This is a genomic window from Ruegeria sp. BE9 (assembly GCF_056538765.1).
In genome coordinates this window covers 1-19,518 of sequence record NZ_JBQFTS010000002.1, presented here as the reverse complement: position 1 = coordinate 19,518, position 19,518 = coordinate 1, and the positions used below count along the sequence as shown (strand labels likewise).

The following is a 19,518-nucleotide window of genomic DNA, read 5'->3' as shown; positions in this document are numbered from 1 at the left end:
TTATTTCTTCTTACCAGCGATGGCCTTTGCGGGGCCTTTGCGGGTACGAGCGTTGGTGTGGGTGCGCTGACCGCGAACCGGCAGGTTGCGGCGGTGACGCAGACCGCGATAGCAGCCCAGGTCCATCAGGCGCTTGACGTTCATCTGAACTTCACGACGCAGGTCACCTTCAACGGTGTAGTTCGCGTCGATATGTTCACGAATGGCCAGAACTTCGGAGTCGGACAGTTCATTGACGCGACGGGTCGCTTCAATGCCAACGGCTTCGCAGATTGCTTTAGCCGAAGTGTTGCCGATACCGGTGATATATGTGAGGGCGATAGGTACCCGCTTTGCAGTCGGGATGTTTACGCCGGCAATACGTGCCACGTTTCACTTTCCTTTTCGTTGCGGTTCCGTAGCTCCAGAACCTTTTTTCACAACGCCTAACCGTGGCAGTGCCGCCAGAGGGTTCAGCATTATTCGAGGTGGTCGGGGCAATTGGGACGAATCCCGCCTGCGGTCTTGATTCCCTAAAGGGATGGGGGTCGATATGGGGTTTTGCTGGGGCCGTCAAGCCCCAACCTGAGGTCAGCCGAGAATCGCCTCGATCGAAGCAGTCACTTCCTTGATGTCCGCCAGGCCGTTTACCGGGCGCAAATCGCCTTTGGCATAGTAGTAACCAATCAGCGGCGAGGTCTTCTTGTAGTATTCCATCAAGCGCGTGCGCAGGCTGTCTTCGTTGTCGTCCGCGCGGCGCTGGAAGTCATTTTCCTTGCCGCAATTGGTGCATTTGCCATCTGCCGGGATCGGCTTGGTGATGTCATTGTAGACTTCACCACAACCACCGCAGGTCGAACGCGCGGTAATGCGACCCACCAGGGCATCATCGTCGACGCGCATCTCGATCACCGTATGCAGCGATTGACCCAGCTTGGTCAGCAACGCAGCCAGCGCATCGGCCTGTGCCAGCGTGCGGGGGAAACCATCAAAGATGAAGCCGGCGCCGGTTTCCGTGGTCAGCTTCTCTTCGATCAGGCCAATCACGATCTCATCCGTGACCAACTTGCCCGCATCCATGATCGCCGCAACCTTCTGGCCCATCTCGGTGCCCGAGGTCTTGGCTTCGCGCAGCATGTCGCCAGTGCTCAGCTGAACCATGCCGCGTGTTTCGACCAAGTGACGCGCCTGCGTCCCTTTACCTGCGCCCGGGGGGCCAAGAAGAATGATGTTCATCGACGAGCGGGTCCCTTCCTGCCGCGTTTCTTACCTTTGCCGCGCAGCTGGGACTTTTCGATCAGCCCTTCGTATTGATGCGCCAGCAAGTGGCTCTGAACCTGTTGGATCGTATCCATGGTCACAGAGACGATAATCAGAACCGAGGTGCCGCCGAAATAGAACGGGATGGCAAATTGGTTCCGCAGAATTTCAGGCAACAGACAGACCGCCGCCAGATAGGCCGAACCCAGAACCAGAACGCGGTTCACCACGTATTCCAGATACTCGGCAGTTTTCTTACCCGGGCGGATACCCGGCACAAAACCGTTCTGCTTTTTCAGGTTGTCCGCAACATCGTCTGGCTTGAACGATACGTTGAACGTGTAGAAATAAGCGAAGAACACGATCATGGCTGCGAAGAACAGCAGATACAGAGGCTGCCCAGGGCCAAAGTTGGCCAGCAGCCAAGACATGATCGGCCCGCTGGTCGCGCCCGACGAGAAGGTCGAGATCGTGACCGGCAACAGCAGCAGCGAGCTTGCAAAGATCGCAGGAATAACACCTGCTGGGTTCACTTTGACCGGGAGGTGGCTGGAACCACCTTCGTAGATCTTCATACCAGCCTGACGGCGCGGGTATTGAATGTGAATCTTACGCAGCGCGCGTTCCATGAACACCACAAAGGTAATCACTGCAATTACCATCACGATGACACCAACGATCACTGCAGGGCTGATCGCGCCTGAACGGCCCGAGGCGAAGAACTGTGCCAGGGCAGCCGGAACTTCGGCGATGATACCGACGAAAATGATCAGAGAGATACCGTTGCCGATGCCGCGTGCTGTGATTTGTTCACCCAGCCACATCAGGAACATGGTACCGCCAACCAAAGTGATCATGGTCGACATACGGAAGAACATGCCCGGATCAGTCGCCAAATCCCCGGATTCAAGCGAAACAGCCAGACCATAAGCCTGAACAGTGGCCAGCGCCACGGTGCCGAAACGGGTGTACTGGTTGATCTTCTTGCGGCCCTGTTCGCCCTCTTTCTTGAGCTGTTCAAGCGCAGGGACCATCGATGTCAGCAGCTGTACGATGATCGAGGCCGAGATATAGGGCATGATGCCGAGGGCAAAGATACCCATCCGCCCCAGCGCCCCGCCGGTGAACATCGAAACCATGCCGCCGATGCCTTGCCCCGCTTGTTCCATGAATTCACGCAGCGCTTGTCCGTCGATTCCCGGCACCGGAATGAAGGTGCCCAGGCGATAAACGATCAACAAACCCAGTGTGAACAGGATGCGGTTGCGCAGATCGGTGGCTTTGCCAAGGGCAGACCAGCTTGTGTTGGCTGCCATTTGTTCTGCTGCTGATACCATAAATCGGTCTCTCTTATGAAAACACCGCCCGGAACCGTTTTCCGGCTCGGGCGGCGTCTGGGAAAACTCTGTGGTCTATGTAAGCGGGTCTTCGCCCGCTCACAAGCGCTTACTCTGCCGCAGCGGCTTTTGTGACCGTCAGTGAACCGCCCGCTTTTTCAACTGCCTCAACGGCAGCTTTCGAAGCACCAGTTACTTCCAGGTTCACTTTGGCGCTGATTTCGCCTTTGGCAAGAACGCGAACACCGTCCAGCTTGCGACGGACCAGACCGGAGGCAACCAGTGCGTCCTCGGTGATCGCCGCTTTGGCGTCCAGCTTGCCGGCGTCGACGAATTTCTGGATCAGGCCCAGGTTGATAACAGCAAATGCCTTGCGGTTCGGCTTGTTGAAGCCACGCTTAGGCAGACGCTGGTACAACGGCATCTGGCCGCCTTCGTAGCCATTGATGGCCACACCCGAACGGGATTTCTGGCCTTTGATACCACGGCCACCCATTTTACCTTTACCGGAACCGGGGCCACGGCCAACGCGAGTGCGTTTCGGTGCTGCGCCAGGGTTGTCGCGCAATTCATTCAGTTTCATTTCGCTTCTCCTAAGCCGGATATGACCCCCGAAGCGTGATGGGCCAAACACGGCATTTCTTGGTTTTGATTCTCATGACGCAAGACGCCACCGCAGCCCGATACAGCGTTGCGCATCAGGATGCAAGTTTTGATGTCCGACTCTGGCACCAGAACCTATTATTTGTGGGCTTTGATGGGCGCAGCTTCGACGTCAATTCCATGTTTTGCGATCAGTTGGCCGACCACGCTGTCGGGATGGGGCGTTCCGTCAAACTTATATTGCAGGATCGATCGCATCCTCCGACCGTAAAAGTGGACAGAGACTGTATCTTCTTTCAAGAACCGAGACAGGCTGACACCCGGGCGCGCCAGTGCCCTTCTGCGGGTAAAATTAACAGGATAGAGTATGCGCTCATCCAGAGCGAACCGGATTTCTTTAGTTTTTTTGAGCGCCCAAGTCAGCGCTTTGGGCCCCCAGGCACCCCAGTAGACCTCTGGCACATTGACCTTTTCACCGGATTCCAGCGCCTCGAGCAGCGGCAGCTTTATTCGCTTCGGCATCCAAGGCGGAATGCGATAGGGATCCTGAGTGAATTCGTTCAGCAATCGCAGAGTTTCACTATCTTGCGGTAGGCAAAGCACACCGTTTGCTACTTCGCTCTCCAAATACCCGTAGAGGTGTCCGCTCTGCGTCGTAAATGGTTTCACGCAGTAAGCATCTGTATCCGCCCAGATAATATCTGGCTCTGCTGCCAGCATTCTGTAGCGAAACTTATCTGCGTGTGGGGCGGGGCTGCCTGTCCTACCGTGAACTACAAACTCTGTATCCGGAAGGATTTCACGGGCATCGCGTTGCTCAACGCCATCTGGGATATTGGTCACGTCACCATAAGTATAAAGACGGACATGCTGACCGGCGTCCAGGAACGATTTCATGCATAGCTGTTCAAGAAAGCTCAGAGGGCCATCCACCCAGAGCATTCCGATTTGGTAGTCATGCATGAAGGTTCACCCCTGAAATTGACTTTCTTGTGCGTAATCCGCGCACACGTCAGCACTAGGCCGAACTCTAGCTCAATCGCAACGTCTGAGGCCGACTTTCCAGATACCTGTGTCTCTCACACCACCTGAATCAAAAGAGGCGCCAAAACGGCGCCTCTTGGTGAGTGGTGGATCTGCGAAGTTACGAGCAATAAACGTGGTTGTGTGCAATATCTTTGATATCGCAGCGGCGCACGCCGATATCGTCCAATTCGCGGTCGGTCAGACCCTGCAATTCCGAATAGGTGCGGTTGTACTCGGCACGTAGGGCATAGGTTTCTTTCACCTTTGTGGCAAAATCTGCGATGCGTGCGAACAGGTTGGTGCCGCTATGTGTGGTGGTTGCTGTGTAAGCCATATCTGAATTCCTTTCCTGATCGGGGCGAATTCCCCGATGATTTCTGTTCTGGTCCTTTTGGAGACAGAGTGCAGATAGGCTCGTCAGATAACGCTAACAACCGAAGTTTCGGTCTAGCCGGTATGCATGCCAGGAATGCCACGCCAAGAAGAGAATAGGTGAGTGGTCTCGAATAGCTTTTCCGGTTAGCTCACTTCATAATCCCTAAGGTCGCTTGGGGCGTTCAATAGCGTGCCTTCATATTTTGGAAGGTCGTCATTCATTTGAAGCCAGGGAAGCTTGCTCTCGTAATTGACATGGAAAGTAGGCTCAAAATCAGCCGGGTTCTCCATTGAGGCCGCATATAGGTGCATTCCTCCAGGGTAATGATCCGCCTCAAAGCCAACTGGCGAACCGCATACCTGACAGAAATGACGCTTCACCCCTTTTGAACTTTCCAGTGTCTTGGGCACAAGCCCCTGCCACTGGAAATTCGTTAAAGTAACGCCAAGCCAGGCGACAACCGGTGCGGCACAGTTGCGGCGACAATCGTCACAATGACAATAGCAGGCCCAGTTGACCTCGCCCTCGTACTCCCACCGGGTCTGACTGCACAGACAATGCCCTCTAGTCGTCATGTGTTCCTCCTGCATAGACAGCGACGCGCTTGGTGAGGCCCTGCATTTCATAGAAACCGATTATTCGAGAGCCACTAACTGCAGGAAATCTGCCCACTCTACATCAAAGCGCCATTCTAAACGCGACAGCTCACGTAAAAGAACGCCGTAAAGCCCGTATCCCGAGTTAATGCGCCGCAAAAGCAAAACGCCCCCGAAAAATCGGAGGCGTTTCTTTGACTTCGAAGAATTCGCGCTTAGCCGCGCTCTTCGACGATCTCTACCAGATGCGGGATCTTGTTGATCATGCCGCGAACCGAAGGAGTATCTTCCAGCTCACGGGTTTTGTGCATCTTGTTCAGGCCCAGGCCGATCAGGGTTGCGCGCTGTTCGGCGGGGCGGCGGATCGGGGAACCGATCTGCTTGACGACGATGGTTTTTGCCATGGGTCGCTCTCCTTACGCTTCGGCTTCAGCAGCCGGTGCTTCGTCCCGCTTGGGCAGGATGTCAGCAACTTTTTTACCACGACGTGCGGCAACCGAACGCGGGCTCTGCTCTTTCTGCAGGCCGTTGATGGTGGCGCGGATCATGTTGTACGGGTTCTGCGAGCCCAGCGACTTGGAAACAACGTCCTTAACGCCCAGCATTTCGAACACAGCACGCATCGGACCACCGGCGATGATACCAGTACCTTCAGGTGCGGTACGCATAACCACTTTACCGGCGCCGTGACGGCCTTCGATGTCGTGGTGCAGGGTACGACCTTCGCGCAGTTGCACGCGGATCATCTGACGCTTGGCTTGTTCAGTCGCCTTACGGATGGCTTCAGGTACTTCTTTCGCTTTACCTTTACCAAAGCCGACGCGGCCTTTCTGATCGCCGACAACCACCAGAGCGGCGAAGCCAAAGCGCTTACCACCTTTTACGGTTTTCGACACGCGGTTGATTGCGACCAGACGATCTGCAAATTCCGGTGCTTCTTCACGGTCGCGGCCACGGCCCCGACGGTTTTCACGTTCTGCCATCTTGGCATCCCTTTTCTCTAGAGGCGCTCTCGGCGCCGTTTTATTCAATCCAAGTGAGCCTCGACAATTGCCGAGGCCCCCGGATCATCGGGGCGGATCGAAACCCGCCCGCAGGTCTTAGATCTTCAGACCACCTTCACGCGCAGCGTCGGCCAGAGCCTTCACTTTGCCGTGGAACAGGAAGCCGCCACGATCGAAATAGGCCTCTTCGACGCCTGCCTTCTTGGCACGCTCGGCGATGGCCGCGCCCACTTTTGTGGCCGCTTCGACGTTGTTCTTGCCAACAACACCCAGATCTTTTTCCAGGGTCGAGGCCGAGGCCAGGGTCACGCCACGTACGTCGTCGATCAGCTGAACAGAGATGTTCTTGTTCGAACGGTGTACGGACAGACGCGGACGACCCGCGTTGACCTTGCGAAGTTTGTTCCGAACGCGCAGGCGGCGCTTCAGAAACAGGGTTCTTTTGCTGTTTGCCATTGTTTGCGTCCTTACTTCTTCTTGCCTTCCTTGCGGAAGATGAACTCGCCCTTGTAGCGGATGCCTTTGCCTTTGTAAGGCTCGGGACGGCGCCATTCGCGGATTTTGGCCGCAACTTCGCCCACCTGCTGCTGGTCGATACCTTCCACAACGATCTCGGTCTGCTTCGGTGCGGTGATAGTCACACCTTCCGGAGCGGTGAAATCAACGTCGTGGCTGTAACCCAAGTTCAGCTTCAGGGTGTTGCCCTGCATCTGAGCCCGGTAACCAACACCTTGGATCTCCAGCTCTTTCTTGAAGCCCTGGGTCACACCGGTAACCAGGTTGGCAACCATGGTGCGGCTCATGCCCCACTGCTGACGCGCACGCTTGGACGTACCACGCGGATCAATTTTGACCACGTTGTCTTCGACCGACAGAGTCACATCGTCAGTTGCGGTGAAGCTACGGGTGCCTTTCGGACCTTTGACTTCGATGGTCTGACCCGACACAGAGGCGGAAACGCCGCTGGGCAGCTCGACCGGTTTTTTACCAATACGAGACATTGCAGACCTCCTTAGAAGACGGTGCAGAGCACTTCGCCGCCAACATTGTTGGAGCGAGCGTTTGCGTCCGACATCACACCTTTCGGAGTGCTGACAATCGACACACCCAGACCCTGACGGACCTGCGGGATGTCATTGACGCCCATGTACACGCGACGACCGGGTTTCGAGACCCGCTTCAGTTCGCGAATAACAGGGGTGCCTTCGTAGTATTTCAGGCTGATTTCGATGGCCGGATGACCGTTTTCACCGGTCGTGTTTTCGTAGCCACGGATGTAACCTTCGTCCGCCAGCACGTCCAGAACCCAACCGCGCAGCTTGGAAGCCGGGGTGGAAACGGTGGACTTGCCGCGCATTTGCGCGTTGCGGATACGGGTGAGCATATCGCCGATAGGATCATTCATATCTATGTCTCCCTTACCAGCTCGATTTCACCATGCCGGGGATCTGACCAGCAGAACCCAGCTCGCGCAGCGCGATACGGCTGACCTTCAGCTTACGGTAGTAAGCGTGAGGACGACCGGTCAGCTGACAACGGTTGTGCAGACGGGTAGCCGAGCTATTGCGCGGCAGTTTCGCCAGTTTCAGACGCGCTTTGAAACGCTCTTCCATCGGGCGGCTCTCGTCATTCGCGATTTCTTTCAGCTCGGCACGCTTTGCGGCATATTTGGCCACCAGGCGTTCGCGCTTCTTTTCGCGTTCGATCATTGCTTTTTTAGCCATGTCTCAATCCTCCCGGCGCTTACGCGTTGAACGGCATGTTGAATGCTTTCAACAGGCTTTTCGCTTCAGCGTCGGTTTTCGCTGTGGTGGCAATTACGATATCCAGGCCCCAGACTTCGTCGACTTTGTCGAAGTCGATTTCCGGGAACACGATGTGCTCTTTCATGCCCATGGCAAAGTTGCCCTGACCGTCGAAAGAAGGCTTAACACCGCGGAAGTCACGAACGCGCGGCAGCGCGATGGTGATCAGACGATCCAGGAATTCGTACATCCGGTCGCCGCGCAGGGTTACTTTCGCACCCAACGGCATATCTTCACGGACGCGGAAACCAGCGATCGACTTCTTCGCCTTGGTTGCAATGGCCTGCTGACCAGCAATTGCAGTCAGATCCTCGACAGCCGCTTTGGCTTTCTTCGAGTCTTTGACCGCCTCAGCGCCGCAACCGATGTTCAGAACGATTTTTTCCAGCTTGGGCAGCTGCATGTCGTTCTTGTAGCCAAACTCTTCTTTCAGAGCGGCACGGATGGTTTCGGCGTACTGAGCTTTCAGACGCGGGGTGTAGGTTGCGTTATCAAGCATCGATTACGTCCCCTGTGGTCTTGGCGAAGCGCACTTTCTTGTCACCTTCCATGCGGAAGCCAACGCGAGTTGCTTTGCCGTTTTTGTCCAGCAGAGCCAGGTTCGACAGCTCGATCGGGTTTGCCTGAGGCAGGCGACCACCTTGCGAGGTTTGCGACTGGCGGGTGTGGCGGATGGCGATGTTGATGCCGTCGACAACAGCTTTACCGGCTTTGGGGTCAACCGAGGTGATAGTTCCCTCTTTGCCCTTATCCTTGCCGGCTAGCACGACGACCTTGTCGCCTTTGCGGAGTTTAGCAGCCATGATTACAGCACCTCCGGAGCCAGCGAGATGATTTTCATGAAGTTCTTGCCACGCAGTTCACGAACAACTGGGCCAAAGATACGGGTACCTACGGGCTCGTTGTTGTTGTTCAGGATTACGGCAGCGTTGCGATCGAAGCGGATCGCGGTACCGTCTTCGCGGCGGACTTCCTTGGCGGTGCGTACGACGACGGCCTTACGGACGTCACCTTTCTTTACGCGGCCGCGCGGGATGGCTTCCTTCACCGAGACGACAATGATGTCGCCAACGGAGGCGTATTTACGCTTGGAACCACCCAGGACCTTGATGCACTGAACTCGGCGTGCGCCGGAGTTGTCAGCGACATCCAGATTGGTCTGCATCTGGATCATGTGGTTTCTCCCGACCTGTGGGGGCTGGTCTAGTTAGATCCCCCAGGGTTTCGACAAATGGGAAAATCCCGGAAACTTACGCTTCCAGAACTTCCCAACGTTTCGTCTTCGATTTCGGCGCGCATTCGATGATGCGTACGGTGTCACCGACTTTGAAGGCGTTCTTTTCGTCGTGAGCCCGGTATTTTTTGGACTTACGAACGGTTTTGTGCAGCAGCGGGTGCTTGAAACGGCGTTCAACCGAAACAGTCACGGTTTGCTCGTTGGCGTCGCTGGTTACGATTCCGGACAGGATACGCTTGGGCATAGGATTACTCCTCCGATGCCGCAGCAGCGGCCTTTTCGTTCAGAATGGTTTTAACGCGGGCAGCGTTGCGGCGAGCCGCTTTGATGCCAGCAGTGTTTTCCAGCTGACCGGTTGCCTGTTGAAAGCGCAGGTTAAAGCTTTCTTTCTTCAGGTTGGCCAGTTCCTCGCGGAGCTGGTCCGGGGTCTTGTCACGCAGTTCTTGGGCGTTCATCGCCTTTTTCCTTTGCTCAAAACACCAGAAGGCCCCCTGACAGGGTCACCTTGGACCTGGTGGATGAATGATAGACATGCGAATCCCCCGACTCGGCCGGGGGACTTGCAGGATGCCGCCGTATAAGGGTTTAAAAGAGGGGTGGCAAGGGAAAGTTTGACAGCCCGTAAAAGCGGTCAGGCTCTGCTACTTCACTCCTCAAACGTATACCCTGCGGAGCGCTGGAAGAGAATGCAAAACGCGGCCCCGAGTGAACGGAACCGCGTTTACAACTTTACAAGTCCGTTTGACTTACGCCAGAGCGATGTTAACCGCTGCTTCGCGACCATCGCGGCCGGGCTGAATGTCAAAGGTTACTTTCTGGTTGTCGGCCAGACCGGTCAGGCCCGAACGCTCGACAGCAGAGATGTGCACAAACACATCCTTGCCACCTGTCTCGGGTGCGATGAAGCCAAAACCTTTAGTTGTGTTGAACCATTTTACGGTGCCAGTAGCCATATCCGTAGTCTCCTTAAATTTGTTGCCCGCGGAATTGCGACAACGCGGCGTAGTCGGTCTGGATCGATAGACTGAACGCCGAAGAACGGGAGACAGTGGTCGAAAAAGAAAAACGTTAGCACCTGCCACATCGTGCATGAAGAGACAGATTACAAGACCTTTGGCCTAAAATACACGGAAGGAACTACGTTCACAGGCATGAATCATTCCCACTTATAGTTAAAGCTGACACTGATCCGCTCTTCCTCGGCCATGTTCATCGGGACTTCGTGGCGCAGCCAGCTTTCCCACAACAGAACGTCACCCACCTGAGGCTTCATATAGATGAAAGGTTGCAAATCGCGCCGTCCGCCTTTTATCCGAGTCGGCGCGGCCATCATGCGTCCTGATCGGGGGTCTTCCAGTTTCAATGCGCTCGCCCCCTGGGGCATTGCCACATAGGTCGTACCTGAAATGACGCTGTGCGGGTGCAGGTGGCTGGAATGCATTCCGCCTTCTGGCAGGATGTTGATCCAAAGATCTTCCAACTTTAACTCATCTTCTCCCAGGTCGAACTCCAGATCCTTGGCAAAAGCTGCCACGTGCTGATCCAGCACGGAAACCAGATCAGCGAAGATCGGAAACCGCCAAGGCAGATCAGTCAACGAGGCATAGCTGGTGTAACCGGGATAGCCGTTCTCTTCACACCATTCTTGCCCGGCCTCGTCATCCTCGGCGATGACAAGGCAGGAGCTTTCCAATTCCTCCGCGTCGATCTTGGGATCGAACTCGGAAAGGGACGCGCGGTAGAGACGGGTAACGAAGAGTGATTCAATCTGTGCCATGGGGCGGGCATACCTCAGTGTTTTCGGCTAGACCAGCCGATTAGGTCGAGACGGGCCCTTTGCCACTGCGCGGGATCGGGCGGCCACCATCGGCATAGGCAAGGCACAGCACGATCTCATCAGGCTTTGGCGCGTCAGGGATGTTCAACGTCATCGTATCGAAATGGTCGAACGACCAGGGGTTGTCCTTATGCCCCAGCGGCAGGTCAATCGCACAACCCGGCGCGCCCAGCTTGGCATTCGATGGGATCACCGCCTCTCCTCCGCCAACAGCCGCGCGCATTGGTGCACCGAGCTTTGGGTGGATCAAGGCCCCGCCCTGCTCCAGGTCGCCGTTCACTCCGATAATCGCCGCCTTCCCGTAAGAGACTGGCGCCCCGTCTAGTTGCGAAATCGCTGCAGCCGCAAGCTCTGGGCCCAGTATTGCACCGATCTCAAACAGCTCTGAGAGGTCATCCGAGAACCGTCCGGCCAGAGGATTCTGCACCACCGCCAGCGCAGCGACACGGCAAATCGGATTACAGGGATGGCCCAATTGGTCAGTTACGATGACTTCTTTGACGAACATCTTTTTACGCAGTTGAACCATAAAGCCCTCCCATTCCTATCTGGTAGACTAGGAGCGTCACGGGTGGAGGTCGACGTTTTTCACAACCCGCTGTTTCACAAACCGTAGAGCCAACAGAGAACCCCCGCCGGTTTCCCGACGGGGGTCAATCTTGTCACGAACGGAGTTTCCCCCAATCGCTTACCAGTCTTCGCGAACCACGACGCGAGTCTTGATCGGCAGCTTCATCGCGGCCAGGCGCAGGGCCTCGCGGGCGATGTCGTCATTGACGCCGTCGATCTCGAACATCACGCGGCCAGGCTTGACTTTGCATGCCCAGCGGTCGACCGAACCTTTACCTTTACCCATACGAACTTCGATCGGCTTTGCAGTGACCGGAGTGTCGGGGAAGATGCGGATCCAAACACGACCTTGACGCTTCATGTGACGCGTCATGGCACGACGTGCAGCTTCGATCTGGCGTGCGGTTACACGCTCAGGCTCAAGAGCTTTCAGGCCGTAGGTGCCAAAGTTCAGATCAGAGCCGCCTTTGGCGAGACCCTTGATCCGGCCTTTGTGCATCTTGCGGAATTTAGTACGCTTTGGTTGAAGCATATCTTTCCCTCCTTAGCGACGACCGCCACCAGCACCACGAGGTGCAGGGCCGTCCTGGAGTTCCTGTGCTTTACGGTCACGTGCCTGCGGGTCGTGCTCCATGATCTCACCTTTGAAGATCCAGACCTTGATCCCGATGATCCCGTAAGGAGTCATCGCTTCGGCATGTGCGTAATCGATGTCGGCACGCAGTGTGTGCAGAGGCACGCGGCCTTCGCGGTACCACTCGGTCCGTGCGATTTCGGCGCCGCCCAGACGACCCGCGACGTTCACCCGGATACCCAGGGCGCCCATGCGCATGGCGTTCTGAACCGAGCGCTTCATGGCGCGACGGAACGAAACACGACGTTCCAGCTGCTGAGCGATGGACTCGGCAACCAGCTGCGCGTCAAGCTCGGGCTTGCGCACTTCGACGATGTTCAGGTGCAGTTCGCTGTCGGTCATACGAGCAAGCTTTTTGCGCAGAACTTCGATGTCTGCACCTTTCTTGCCGATGATGACACCGGGACGTGCTGTGTGGATCGTAACGCGGCACTTCTTGTGCGGACGTTCGATGATCACACGGGCAACACCGGCCTGCTTGCACTCTTTGTTGATGAACTCACGGATCTTGAGGTCTTCCAGCAGAAGATCACCGTAGTCCTTGGTGTCGGCGTACCAGCGGCTATCCCAGGTGCGGTTGACCTGCAGGCGCATGCCGATCGGATTTACTTTATGACCCATTAGGCTTGCTCCTCAACTTGACGCACCTTGATGGTGATCTCCGAGAACGGCTTCATGATCTTGCCGAAACGGCCACGTGCACGCGGGCGACCGCGCTTCATGACCAGGTTCTTGCCAACCCATGCTTCGGCGACGATCAGTTCGTCAACGTCCAGGTTGTGGTTGTTTTCGGCATTCGCGATTGCGGACTGCAGGCACTTCTTGACGTCCTGCGCGACACGCTTGTTCGAGAAAGTCAGGTCGGTCAGAGCCTTCTCAACTTTCTTGCCGCGGATCATTTGCGCAACCAGGTTCAGTTTCTGCGGGCTGGTGCGAAGCATGCGAGTTTTCGCCATTGCTTCGTTTTCAGCCACGCGGCGGGGGTTCTTTTCCTTGCCCATGACTTACTTCCGCTTCGCTTTTTTGTCTGCGGCGTGGCCATAATAGGTACGAGTTGGCGAATATTCACCGAACTTCTGACCGATCATGTCTTCCGAGACGTTTACGGGAATGTGCTTCTGGCCGTTGTAAACACCAAAGGTCAGACCCACGAACTGGGGCAGAATGGTGGAACGACGCGACCAGATTTTGATGACTTCGTTGCGGCCCGACTCGCGCGCTGCTTCGGCTTTTTTCAGCACGTAAGCATCGACGAAAGGACCCTTCCAAACAGAGCGAGACATAGATTAACGTCCCTTCTTCTTGGCGTGCCGCGAGCGGATGATCAGCTTCTGGGACGCTTTGTTCTTGTTGCGGGTACGCTTACCCTTGGTGTCCTTACCCCACGGAGTAACCGGCGTACGGCCACCCGAGGTACGACCTTCACCACCACCGTGCGGGTGATCGATCGGGTTCATTGCAACACCACGAACCGACGGACGAACGCCTTTGTGGCGCATACGACCGGCTTTACCGAGGTTCTGGTTCGAGTTGTCGGGGTTGGACACGGCACCAACGGTGGCCATGCATTCCTGACGGACCATGCGAAGCTCGCCCGAGCTCAGACGGATCTGAGCGTAGCCGCCATCGCGACCAACAAACTGAGCGTATGTACCGGCCGCACGTGCGATCTGACCGCCTTTACCAGGCTTCATCTCGATGTTGTGGACGATGGTACCGATTGGCATGCCCGAGAACGGCATTGCGTTGCCCGGCTTGATGTCGGCCTTGGCGGATGCCACGACTTTGTCACCAACAGCCAGACGCTGCGGAGCCAGGATGTATGCCTGCTCGCCGTCTTCGTATTTTACCAGTGCGATGAATGCGGTCCGGTTCGGGTCATATTCGATCCGCTCGACGGTTGCCGCGACATCAAATTTATTACGTTTGAAGTCAACGATCCGGTAGAGACGCTTTGCGCCACCGCCGCGGCGGCGTGAAGTGATCCGTCCGGTGTTGTTCCGGCCGCCCGATTTGGTCAAACCCTCAGTGAGAGACTTGACCGGACGTCCTTTCCAAAGCTCCGAACGGTCGATCAGCACCAGCCCGCGCTGGCCCGGCGTCGTCGGCTTGTACGACTTAAGTGCCATGCTTTCTGTCTTCCGTTTAGCAAGTGCAGGGAGTTTCCCTGCTATGTGATAGGCCCCCGTAGGTGCCAAGGGTATAGGGCCCCGAAGGTCCCCGGTTACAAATATCAGAGGCCCCGGAACGAATCCGAGGCCGTAAGATTGGCTGCGTTTAGCAGTGTTGGGGGTGGGTGTCTATAGGGTGCGGCCCAAGATTCTTTTGGAGCCCAAAGAAAATGGTACCGCAACATTTGCCCTAAGTTTCATTTCCTCAAGCCGCTCGATCAGTGTGTTTTCCGTAGCCAGCCAGAAGAACCCAAGTAATCAGCCACTTCACAGATACAACGCGCGCGCCTCAGCGAAGGACAACAAACGACGGTTGTTCTCATCCCATAGGTGCAGCCGTGCGTTGGCAAGGCTCTCACGGATGGTCATTCGGTTGCTGTTCGCCAACTCGTCGTGATCTCGCAGCACCTCGGTCAGGCGGTAGAATGGAATGCGGCTGTACAGATGGTGCACGTGGTGGATGCCGATATTGGCGCTGAACCACTGCAGCACGGGCGGCAGAATATAATGCGAGCTACCGTGCAGAGCTGCCTCGTGCAGTTGCCATTCCTCTTCCGAATCCCAATGCGTGTCTTCGAACTGGTGTTGCACGTAAAACAGCCATACTCCGGCAGTTGCCGCAATCAGGGTTGAGGGTAAAAAGATCAGCAAGACCGGCATTACGCCGCCAAAATAGAAGACGGCAAGAAGTGCGGCCAGAATAGCGACATTGGTGCCCATCGCGCTGACCCAGAACCGCGCGCTGTCCGTCAACCCCAACGGCAGGCGGTTTTGGAACAGGAACAAATATCCTGGGCCAAGAACGAACAGAGTGATGGGGTTTCGATAGACGCGATACCAGAACCGGTTCATGGGGCTCATGGATTGGTACTCGGCCACTGTCAGCGTGTGGATATCGCCCATTCCCCGTTTGTCCAAGTTGCCCGAGCTATTGTGATGGTAAGAATGCGTGCGGCGCCAGACATCATAGGGTGTCAGGGTCAGCACCCCGATGACCCGTCCAACCCAGTCGCTGACTGTCCGGTTCTTGAAGAACGCTCCGTGCCCGCAATCATGCTGGATCGCAAAGAGGCGCAGCAGGAAGGCCGCATTCAGGACCGCAATCGCAAATGCCAGCCAGTAGCTGATGGATAGAGCCATCCAAGACAGCGCCCAAAGCACAAAGAATGGGATAATACTGACACCCAGCTCAAAGGAACTGCGCCATTGATTGGGTTCACGGTATTTGGCCAGCGTCGAAACCCAATCCCGCGCGGCAGTTTTATCCGGGTATTCCCGAGTCGAGAGAGAGGTTTCGGTCATGTGCCTGCCACGTCATTTGTTTGTTGGAAGCCGGATAGACTACCGGCCCGACATAGCAAGCGAATTGTGCAAAATAAGAGTGTTTAGCGCTCAAATTTCTGTGTCGGTACTAATGTACAACCTTCACGTGCGACGAAACTTTATCTCTCCCCAAAGACGTGTCTGATCACGGATCACTGGACACGTCTTAGTGTCCTAGCTCTTTCACGGCCACATTTGCTTTTGACGCGTTTCTGATGGGTCAACAAAACTCTCACCCTAACGACCGCCTGCGGCACAGCGGCTCGGACTCCACTGCGATCCGTTGCTTGAGCTTGATATGACCCAGCACCGCGCGAAACGCGCGGTGTCTGGGTTTGCCTTCCAGATAGTCCGCCAGTTTGAGCAAGTTGATGGGGTGCTTCGCGATCAACACCTCAATCCGTTGCACTGCGTCGTCCAGTTCATAGTGATCCACGTACTGGCAGGCCACCTGTGTCGGGGTCATCAAACAATAATCCTGCGGGCGTTTCTCGGTGTATCGCGCAATGTCGAAAGGCGACGCGCCAAGGGCATGGAACTTGGGAATGTGTACGCGCATATCGGCTTCGGCGTGCTCTAGCACCGTGCCAGAGGTCTGTCGAAACCCCAGCGGACCAAGCTTGCTGACCACATGCTTGCGCATCGCCGGAGAGATCATGTCTACATCCGCCCGATCGTATTTCAGATCATCGAACACCGACAGCAGCCCCAACTTTTCATCGGCGATCTGAAAATAGGGCTCGGCGCTGAAAGCGCGCATCTTCTCCAGTACCTGTGCCCGCGCAGTTTCAGGGTCCGAAACGAAATCGGCCCCGGCGGGTTTATCCGCCGAGGCCGTGAATAGTCGCAGTAAGCGTCGGATCAAAGACCAGTGCTCACGTCGATTGTGTTGCCCTCTTCCAGGGTAACATATGCTTTTTTGACGTCTTTCCGACGACCCAGCTGGCCGCGGAACCGCTTGACCTTGCCTTTGGTCACGGTGGTGTTCACCGCTTTGACCTTCACACCAAACAGCGCCTCAACGGCCTCTTTGATCTGTGGCTTGTTGCTGTCGATCGCCACTTCAAAGACAACCGCGCCGTTTTCGGACGCCATGGTCGACTTTTCGGTGATGATCGGCTTGCGGATCACGTCGTAGTGTTCTGCCTTCGCGCTCATTTCAGACGAGCCTCCAGTGCTTCGACAGCCGCTTTGGTGAGCACCAAGGTGTCACGCTTGAGGATGTCATAGACGTTTGCGCCCATCGACGGCAGGATATCCAGACCTTCGATGTTTTTGGACGCTTTCAGGAACCCTTCGTTCACGGTCGCACCGTCGATGACCAGCGCGCGTTTCCAGCCCAGGTTTGCAACCTGTTTGGCCAGAACAGCGGTCTTGCCTTCAGCTTCGGCGTTCTCGATCACAACCAGTTCACCTGCCTTGGCTTTGGCCGACAGAGCGTGGCGCAGGCCAAGCTTGCGGAACTTCTTCGGCAGGTCATGACCATGCGAACGCACGACCGGACCTTTGTAGATCCCACCACCACGGAAGATCGGCGCGTTACGGTCACCATGGCGTGCGCCACCGGTGCCCTTTTGGCGATAGATCTTCTTGGTCGAGTAGCTGGTTTCCGAGCGGGTCTTTACCTTGTGGGTGCCAGCCTGCGCGTTGTTGCGCTGCCAACGGACCACACGGTGCAGGATGTCCGCGCGAGGCTCGAGACCGAACAGATCGGCGTTCAGCTCGATGTCGCCGGCTTTGCCGCCGTCCAGTTTGATTACATCAAGTTTCATGCTTCACCACCTTCCGCGGGAGCTTCTTCCGCAGGTGCTTCGGTTGCAGCCGATTTCACAGCAGCCGGGAAAGGCAGGCCTTCCGGTGCTTTCTTCTTCACGGCGTCCTTAACAGTAACCCAACCCGATTTCGGTCCGGGAACGGCGCCTTTGATGAAGACCAGACCACGGTCGGCGTCGGTTTTGACGACTTCCAGGTTCTGGGTGGTTACACGGGCAGCACCCATGTGACCGGCCATCTTCTTGCCTTTGAAAACCTTGCCCGGGTCCTGACACTGACCGGTCGAACCGTGCGAACGGTGGCTGATCGAAACACCGTGCGAAGCGCGCAGACCACCGAAGTTGTGGCGCTTCATCGCACCAGCAAAGCCTTTACCGATCGAGGTACCCGAAACGTCTACTTTCTGACCTTCCAGGAAGTGTTCTGCCGAAATCTCGGCGCCCACATCGATCAGGCCATCTTCGGAGACGCGGAACTCGGCCAGCTTACGCTTGGGCTCAACCTTTGCAGCGGCGTAGTGACCGCGCATGGCTTTCGAGGTGCGTTTTGCTTTGGCAGCACCAGCGCCCAGCTGAACGGCGGTGTAACCGTCTTTGTCAGCGGTACGCTGCGCAACAACCTGCAGGTTGTCCAGGTGAAGAACGGTCACAGGAATCTGTTTGCCGTCTTCCATGAACAGGCGGGTCATGCCAACTTTTTTTGCGATAATACCAGAGCGCATAATCTATACCCTCCGATCTTACGACTGCAGCTTGATCTCGACGTCCACACCAGCAGCGAGGTCGAGCTTCATCAGCGCGTCAACGGTCTGGGGGGTCGGATCAACGATGTCGAGCAGACGCTTGTGCGTGCGGATCTCGAACTGGTCGCGGGATTTCTTGTCAACGTGAGGGCCACGGAGAACCGTGAACTTCTCAATCTTGTTCGGCAGTGGGATCGGGCCGCGCACGTTCGCGCCGGTCCGCTTGGCAGTGTTGACGATCTCTTGCGTGCTGGCATCCAGAACGCGATAGTCAAATGCCTTCAGCCGAATACGGATGTTTTGGCTTTGCATATTAACAGCCTTTTTTAGGCGTTGAGGTTGAGAGGAGGACAGACGCGCATCGCCAACCCTCTTCGAACCCAAAAGGCGGGAATCACCCCGCCTTGACGTTCTTATTGAGAACTCGCGCGTATTAGTGGGGTTGGTGAGGTTTGGCAAGGGGTTTGTTGGATTTGCTCGACCTCAAGGAGTCACTCAACTCAACACTAAGAACCGATCTGGAAAACTAACTTCGCAGCGAGAAAACGCTGACAGCCTGCGCACATCAATTAGGCAGTCAGAGAAAGTCGGAATGGCGCTTGCAGGTTTTCACCCCACGCGACCAAGACAACGCTAGTTGAAGACAGTAGTTTTGGGCGCGCGTTAACGCCTCAGGCTCTGTTAGGCTTCCCAGAAAGCCTGACGTCGAAGCGTCTACGCTCGCGGCAAAAGTCACTGATATCACAGTCGATTTCCTGATCGTCATCACTAAGTATGGCGGCACGCATGTCATCCAGATCCTTGCTGTGAAGGATTTGCGCTCCATAGTTCAAGAATTCGAAACCAAACATAATTTCCTCCCGCTTACGTCAGCGGTTTGCCCGGCAGACGCCCCGCTTTTTGTTTCAGATTACATCTGGGCTTCCTGTGTTTGGGTGAGGTGGACGTGAGGTTAAGAAAGTTCAATCTGTCTTTGCCCCTGAGCGGCGACGAGCTTTCTAAGAGTTACTTCGGTTCGAAGACCTTTGGGCCCGCCTCGGAAAGGTGTTACTCAAAGAATAAAGGCCGCCCCTTTTGGGACGGCCTTCTTTAGTTCCAACGATTTGTCGGGCAGACGCTCGACCTACCGTTATTACTCGATGATTTTCGACACAACGCCGGCGCCGACGGTGCGGCCACCTTCGCGGATCGCGAAGCGCAGACCGTTTTCCATCGCGATAGGCGCGATCAGCTCAACGCCGAACG

Annotated in this window: 34 protein-coding genes; all 34 read right to left on the bottom strand. The window is 56.1% G+C overall.

Annotated features, from left to right (window positions below):
- A complete protein-coding gene (gene rpsM / locus ACR0EO_RS06810; RefSeq protein ID WP_170334082.1) occupies positions 1-369 on the bottom strand; it encodes a 30S ribosomal protein S13 in 369 nt (122 codons plus the stop codon).
- Positions 370-570: 201 nt separating this feature from the next.
- Positions 571-1,215: an adenylate kinase gene (locus tag ACR0EO_RS06805; RefSeq protein WP_170351670.1), complete on the bottom strand. Its 645-nt coding sequence runs from the start codon at positions 1,213-1,215 to the stop codon at positions 571-573.
- Positions 1,212-2,576, bottom strand: coding sequence for a preprotein translocase subunit SecY (gene secY / locus ACR0EO_RS06800; RefSeq protein ID WP_480688283.1), 1,365 nt, complete (start codon positions 2,574-2,576; stop codon positions 1,212-1,214). Before secY ends, ACR0EO_RS06805 begins: the two co-directional genes overlap by 4 nt.
- 109 nt (positions 2,577-2,685) lie before the next feature.
- Positions 2,686-3,159, bottom strand: a complete 474-nt coding sequence (gene rplO, locus ACR0EO_RS06795) for a 50S ribosomal protein L15 (protein WP_480532622.1) — start codon at positions 3,157-3,159, stop codon at positions 2,686-2,688.
- A 158-nt stretch (positions 3,160-3,317) separates the two neighbouring features.
- Positions 3,318-4,142 (bottom strand): hypothetical protein, encoded by an 825-nt coding sequence (locus tag ACR0EO_RS06790; RefSeq protein WP_480688281.1) that lies wholly within the window; start codon positions 4,140-4,142, stop codon positions 3,318-3,320.
- Between the two features lie 181 nt (positions 4,143-4,323).
- Entirely contained in the window at positions 4,324-4,539 is a 216-nt protein-coding gene (locus ACR0EO_RS06785; RefSeq protein ID WP_480688279.1) for a DUF1127 domain-containing protein, read from the bottom strand.
- A gap of 185 nt (positions 4,540-4,724) precedes the next feature.
- Positions 4,725-5,156: a GFA family protein gene (locus ACR0EO_RS06780; protein ID WP_480688277.1), complete on the bottom strand. Its 432-nt coding sequence runs from the start codon at positions 5,154-5,156 to the stop codon at positions 4,725-4,727.
- A 236-nt stretch (positions 5,157-5,392) separates the two neighbouring features.
- The gene (rpmD, locus tag ACR0EO_RS06775) at positions 5,393-5,581 is read right to left on the bottom strand and encodes a 50S ribosomal protein L30 (RefSeq protein WP_005621828.1); all 189 of its coding nucleotides are present in this window, start codon (positions 5,579-5,581) and stop codon (positions 5,393-5,395) included.
- A 12-nt stretch (positions 5,582-5,593) separates the two neighbouring features.
- Positions 5,594-6,160, bottom strand: coding sequence for a 30S ribosomal protein S5 (rpsE, locus tag ACR0EO_RS06770; protein WP_170328768.1), 567 nt, complete (start codon positions 6,158-6,160; stop codon positions 5,594-5,596).
- Between the two features lie 117 nt (positions 6,161-6,277).
- On the bottom strand, positions 6,278-6,637 hold the full coding sequence (rplR, locus tag ACR0EO_RS06765) for a 50S ribosomal protein L18 (protein ID WP_058283506.1): 360 nt from the start codon (positions 6,635-6,637) through the stop codon (positions 6,278-6,280).
- 11 nt (positions 6,638-6,648) lie between these two features.
- A complete protein-coding gene (gene rplF / locus ACR0EO_RS06760) occupies positions 6,649-7,182 on the bottom strand; it encodes a 50S ribosomal protein L6 (protein WP_170334096.1) in 534 nt (177 codons plus the stop codon).
- 11 nt (positions 7,183-7,193) lie between these two features.
- Positions 7,194-7,586 (bottom strand): 30S ribosomal protein S8, encoded by a 393-nt coding sequence (gene rpsH, locus ACR0EO_RS06755; RefSeq protein ID WP_155148687.1) that lies wholly within the window; start codon positions 7,584-7,586, stop codon positions 7,194-7,196.
- A gap of 13 nt (positions 7,587-7,599) precedes the next feature.
- The gene (rpsN, locus tag ACR0EO_RS06750) at positions 7,600-7,905 is read right to left on the bottom strand and encodes a 30S ribosomal protein S14 (protein ID WP_068340744.1); all 306 of its coding nucleotides are present in this window, start codon (positions 7,903-7,905) and stop codon (positions 7,600-7,602) included.
- Between the two features lie 19 nt (positions 7,906-7,924).
- The gene (gene rplE, locus ACR0EO_RS06745) at positions 7,925-8,485 is read right to left on the bottom strand and encodes a 50S ribosomal protein L5 (protein WP_480688274.1); all 561 of its coding nucleotides are present in this window, start codon (positions 8,483-8,485) and stop codon (positions 7,925-7,927) included.
- Entirely contained in the window at positions 8,478-8,789 is a 312-nt protein-coding gene (rplX, locus tag ACR0EO_RS06740) for a 50S ribosomal protein L24 (protein ID WP_010437096.1), read from the bottom strand. Before rplX ends, rplE begins: the two co-directional genes overlap by 8 nt.
- A gap of 2 nt (positions 8,790-8,791) precedes the next feature.
- Complete coding sequence (gene rplN / locus ACR0EO_RS06735) at positions 8,792-9,160, bottom strand: 50S ribosomal protein L14 (RefSeq protein ID WP_008757934.1); 369 nt, start codon at positions 9,158-9,160, stop codon at positions 8,792-8,794.
- Positions 9,161-9,236: 76 nt separating this feature from the next.
- On the bottom strand, positions 9,237-9,467 hold the full coding sequence (gene rpsQ / locus ACR0EO_RS06730) for a 30S ribosomal protein S17 (RefSeq protein ID WP_039538279.1): 231 nt from the start codon (positions 9,465-9,467) through the stop codon (positions 9,237-9,239).
- Positions 9,468-9,471: 4 nt separating this feature from the next.
- Positions 9,472-9,678, bottom strand: a complete 207-nt coding sequence (gene rpmC, locus ACR0EO_RS06725; RefSeq protein WP_010437082.1) for a 50S ribosomal protein L29 — start codon at positions 9,676-9,678, stop codon at positions 9,472-9,474.
- Positions 9,679-9,969: 291 nt separating this feature from the next.
- Positions 9,970-10,176, bottom strand: coding sequence for a cold-shock protein (locus ACR0EO_RS06720; protein ID WP_480688272.1), 207 nt, complete (start codon positions 10,174-10,176; stop codon positions 9,970-9,972).
- A 203-nt stretch (positions 10,177-10,379) separates the two neighbouring features.
- Positions 10,380-11,000, bottom strand: a complete 621-nt coding sequence (locus ACR0EO_RS06715) for a 2OG-Fe(II) oxygenase family protein (protein WP_480688270.1) — start codon at positions 10,998-11,000, stop codon at positions 10,380-10,382.
- Between the two features lie 40 nt (positions 11,001-11,040).
- Positions 11,041-11,589 (bottom strand): amino acid synthesis family protein, encoded by a 549-nt coding sequence (locus ACR0EO_RS06710; protein ID WP_480688268.1) that lies wholly within the window; start codon positions 11,587-11,589, stop codon positions 11,041-11,043.
- A gap of 159 nt (positions 11,590-11,748) precedes the next feature.
- Complete coding sequence (gene rplP / locus ACR0EO_RS06705) at positions 11,749-12,162, bottom strand: 50S ribosomal protein L16 (RefSeq protein ID WP_058283513.1); 414 nt, start codon at positions 12,160-12,162, stop codon at positions 11,749-11,751.
- 12 nt (positions 12,163-12,174) lie between these two features.
- Positions 12,175-12,885: a 30S ribosomal protein S3 gene (gene rpsC / locus ACR0EO_RS06700; protein ID WP_008758042.1), complete on the bottom strand. Its 711-nt coding sequence runs from the start codon at positions 12,883-12,885 to the stop codon at positions 12,175-12,177.
- Positions 12,885-13,265 carry a 50S ribosomal protein L22 gene (gene rplV, locus ACR0EO_RS06695; RefSeq protein ID WP_039538267.1) on the bottom strand — a complete coding sequence of 127 codons (381 nt, stop codon included), beginning with the start codon at positions 13,263-13,265 and terminating at the stop codon, positions 12,885-12,887. Before rplV ends, rpsC begins: the two co-directional genes overlap by 1 nt.
- A gap of 3 nt (positions 13,266-13,268) precedes the next feature.
- Positions 13,269-13,547: a 30S ribosomal protein S19 gene (rpsS, locus tag ACR0EO_RS06690; protein ID WP_005980699.1), complete on the bottom strand. Its 279-nt coding sequence runs from the start codon at positions 13,545-13,547 to the stop codon at positions 13,269-13,271.
- Positions 13,548-13,550: 3 nt separating this feature from the next.
- Positions 13,551-14,393, bottom strand: coding sequence for a 50S ribosomal protein L2 (gene rplB, locus ACR0EO_RS06685; protein WP_008757664.1), 843 nt, complete (start codon positions 14,391-14,393; stop codon positions 13,551-13,553).
- A gap of 309 nt (positions 14,394-14,702) precedes the next feature.
- On the bottom strand, positions 14,703-15,737 hold the full coding sequence (locus ACR0EO_RS06680) for a fatty acid desaturase (protein WP_480688266.1): 1,035 nt from the start codon (positions 15,735-15,737) through the stop codon (positions 14,703-14,705).
- A gap of 253 nt (positions 15,738-15,990) precedes the next feature.
- Positions 15,991-16,623, bottom strand: coding sequence for a hypothetical protein (locus ACR0EO_RS06675; RefSeq protein WP_480688264.1), 633 nt, complete (start codon positions 16,621-16,623; stop codon positions 15,991-15,993).
- Entirely contained in the window at positions 16,620-16,916 is a 297-nt protein-coding gene (locus ACR0EO_RS06670; protein ID WP_008757532.1) for a 50S ribosomal protein L23, read from the bottom strand. The genes ACR0EO_RS06675 and ACR0EO_RS06670 overlap by 4 nt, the downstream gene beginning before the upstream one ends.
- Positions 16,913-17,530 carry a 50S ribosomal protein L4 gene (rplD, locus tag ACR0EO_RS06665; protein ID WP_480688262.1) on the bottom strand — a complete coding sequence of 206 codons (618 nt, stop codon included), beginning with the start codon at positions 17,528-17,530 and terminating at the stop codon, positions 16,913-16,915. Before rplD ends, ACR0EO_RS06670 begins: the two co-directional genes overlap by 4 nt.
- Entirely contained in the window at positions 17,527-18,252 is a 726-nt protein-coding gene (gene rplC / locus ACR0EO_RS06660; RefSeq protein WP_170334115.1) for a 50S ribosomal protein L3, read from the bottom strand. The genes rplD and rplC overlap by 4 nt, the downstream gene beginning before the upstream one ends.
- 18 nt (positions 18,253-18,270) lie before the next feature.
- A complete protein-coding gene (gene rpsJ, locus ACR0EO_RS06655) occupies positions 18,271-18,585 on the bottom strand; it encodes a 30S ribosomal protein S10 (protein WP_008756422.1) in 315 nt (104 codons plus the stop codon).
- A gap of 359 nt (positions 18,586-18,944) precedes the next feature.
- Complete coding sequence (locus ACR0EO_RS06650) at positions 18,945-19,124, bottom strand: hypothetical protein (protein ID WP_480688260.1); 180 nt, start codon at positions 19,122-19,124, stop codon at positions 18,945-18,947.
- Positions 19,125-19,405: 281 nt separating this feature from the next.
- The coding region (locus ACR0EO_RS06645) for an EF-Tu C-terminal domain-related protein (RefSeq protein WP_480428719.1) at positions 19,406-19,518 on the bottom strand (113 nt) is incomplete at its 5' end.

Bases quoted from the DNA above. Each gene is read 5' to 3' on its own strand.
- rpsC (WP_008758042.1), bottom strand. From the start codon at position 12,885: ATGGGTCATAAAGTAAATCCGATCGGCATGCGCCTGCAGGTCAACCGC.
- rplE (WP_480688274.1), bottom strand. From the start codon at position 8,485: ATGCTTGATAACGCAACCTACACCCCGCGTCTGAAAGCTCAGTACGCC.
- rpmC (WP_010437082.1), bottom strand. From the start codon at position 9,678: ATGAACGCCCAAGAACTGCGTGACAAGACCCCGGACCAGCTCCGCGAG.
- rpsH (WP_155148687.1), bottom strand. From the start codon at position 7,586: ATGAATGATCCTATCGGCGATATGCTCACCCGTATCCGCAACGCGCAA.
- rplC (WP_170334115.1), bottom strand. From the start codon at position 18,252: ATGCGCTCTGGTATTATCGCAAAAAAAGTTGGCATGACCCGCCTGTTC.
- rplR (WP_058283506.1), bottom strand. From the start codon at position 6,637: ATGGCAAACAGCAAAAGAACCCTGTTTCTGAAGCGCCGCCTGCGCGTT.
- rplD (WP_480688262.1), bottom strand. From the start codon at position 17,530: ATGAAACTTGATGTAATCAAACTGGACGGCGGCAAAGCCGGCGACATC.
- rplN (WP_008757934.1), bottom strand. From the start codon at position 9,160: ATGATCCAGATGCAGACCAATCTGGATGTCGCTGACAACTCCGGCGCA.
- ACR0EO_RS06650 (WP_480688260.1), bottom strand. From the start codon at position 19,124: ATGTTTGGTTTCGAATTCTTGAACTATGGAGCGCAAATCCTTCACAGC.
- rpsQ (WP_039538279.1), bottom strand. From the start codon at position 9,467: ATGCCCAAGCGTATCCTGTCCGGAATCGTAACCAGCGACGCCAACGAG.
- secY (WP_480688283.1), bottom strand. From the start codon at position 2,576: ATGGTATCAGCAGCAGAACAAATGGCAGCCAACACAAGCTGGTCTGCC.
- rpsN (WP_068340744.1), bottom strand. From the start codon at position 7,905: ATGGCTAAAAAAGCAATGATCGAACGCGAAAAGAAGCGCGAACGCCTG.
- ACR0EO_RS06680 (WP_480688266.1), bottom strand. From the start codon at position 15,737: ATGACCGAAACCTCTCTCTCGACTCGGGAATACCCGGATAAAACTGCC.
- ACR0EO_RS06805 (WP_170351670.1), bottom strand. From the start codon at position 1,215: ATGAACATCATTCTTCTTGGCCCCCCGGGCGCAGGTAAAGGGACGCAG.
- rplV (WP_039538267.1), bottom strand. From the start codon at position 13,265: ATGGGCAAGGAAAAGAACCCCCGCCGCGTGGCTGAAAACGAAGCAATG.
- ACR0EO_RS06710 (WP_480688268.1), bottom strand. From the start codon at position 11,589: ATGGTTCAACTGCGTAAAAAGATGTTCGTCAAAGAAGTCATCGTAACT.
- rpsS (WP_005980699.1), bottom strand. From the start codon at position 13,547: ATGTCTCGCTCTGTTTGGAAGGGTCCTTTCGTCGATGCTTACGTGCTG.
- rpsJ (WP_008756422.1), bottom strand. From the start codon at position 18,585: ATGCAAAGCCAAAACATCCGTATTCGGCTGAAGGCATTTGACTATCGC.
- rplB (WP_008757664.1), bottom strand. From the start codon at position 14,393: ATGGCACTTAAGTCGTACAAGCCGACGACGCCGGGCCAGCGCGGGCTG.
- rplF (WP_170334096.1), bottom strand. From the start codon at position 7,182: ATGTCTCGTATTGGTAAAAAACCGGTCGAGCTGCCCAGCGGCGTTTCC.
- ACR0EO_RS06790 (WP_480688281.1), bottom strand. From the start codon at position 4,142: ATGCATGACTACCAAATCGGAATGCTCTGGGTGGATGGCCCTCTGAGC.
- ACR0EO_RS06715 (WP_480688270.1), bottom strand. From the start codon at position 11,000: ATGGCACAGATTGAATCACTCTTCGTTACCCGTCTCTACCGCGCGTCC.
- ACR0EO_RS06780 (WP_480688277.1), bottom strand. From the start codon at position 5,156: ATGACGACTAGAGGGCATTGTCTGTGCAGTCAGACCCGGTGGGAGTAC.
- rplO (WP_480532622.1), bottom strand. From the start codon at position 3,159: ATGAAACTGAATGAATTGCGCGACAACCCTGGCGCAGCACCGAAACGC.
- rplP (WP_058283513.1), bottom strand. From the start codon at position 12,162: ATGCTTCAACCAAAGCGTACTAAATTCCGCAAGATGCACAAAGGCCGG.
- rplX (WP_010437096.1), bottom strand. From the start codon at position 8,789: ATGGCTGCTAAACTCCGCAAAGGCGACAAGGTCGTCGTGCTAGCCGGC.
- ACR0EO_RS06670 (WP_008757532.1), bottom strand. From the start codon at position 16,916: ATGAGCGCGAAGGCAGAACACTACGACGTGATCCGCAAGCCGATCATC.
- rpmD (WP_005621828.1), bottom strand. From the start codon at position 5,581: ATGGCAAAAACCATCGTCGTCAAGCAGATCGGTTCCCCGATCCGCCGC.
- ACR0EO_RS06720 (WP_480688272.1), bottom strand. From the start codon at position 10,176: ATGGCTACTGGCACCGTAAAATGGTTCAACACAACTAAAGGTTTTGGC.
- ACR0EO_RS06785 (WP_480688279.1), bottom strand. From the start codon at position 4,539: ATGGCTTACACAGCAACCACCACACATAGCGGCACCAACCTGTTCGCA.
- rpsE (WP_170328768.1), bottom strand. From the start codon at position 6,160: ATGGCAGAACGTGAAAACCGTCGGGGCCGTGGCCGCGACCGTGAAGAA.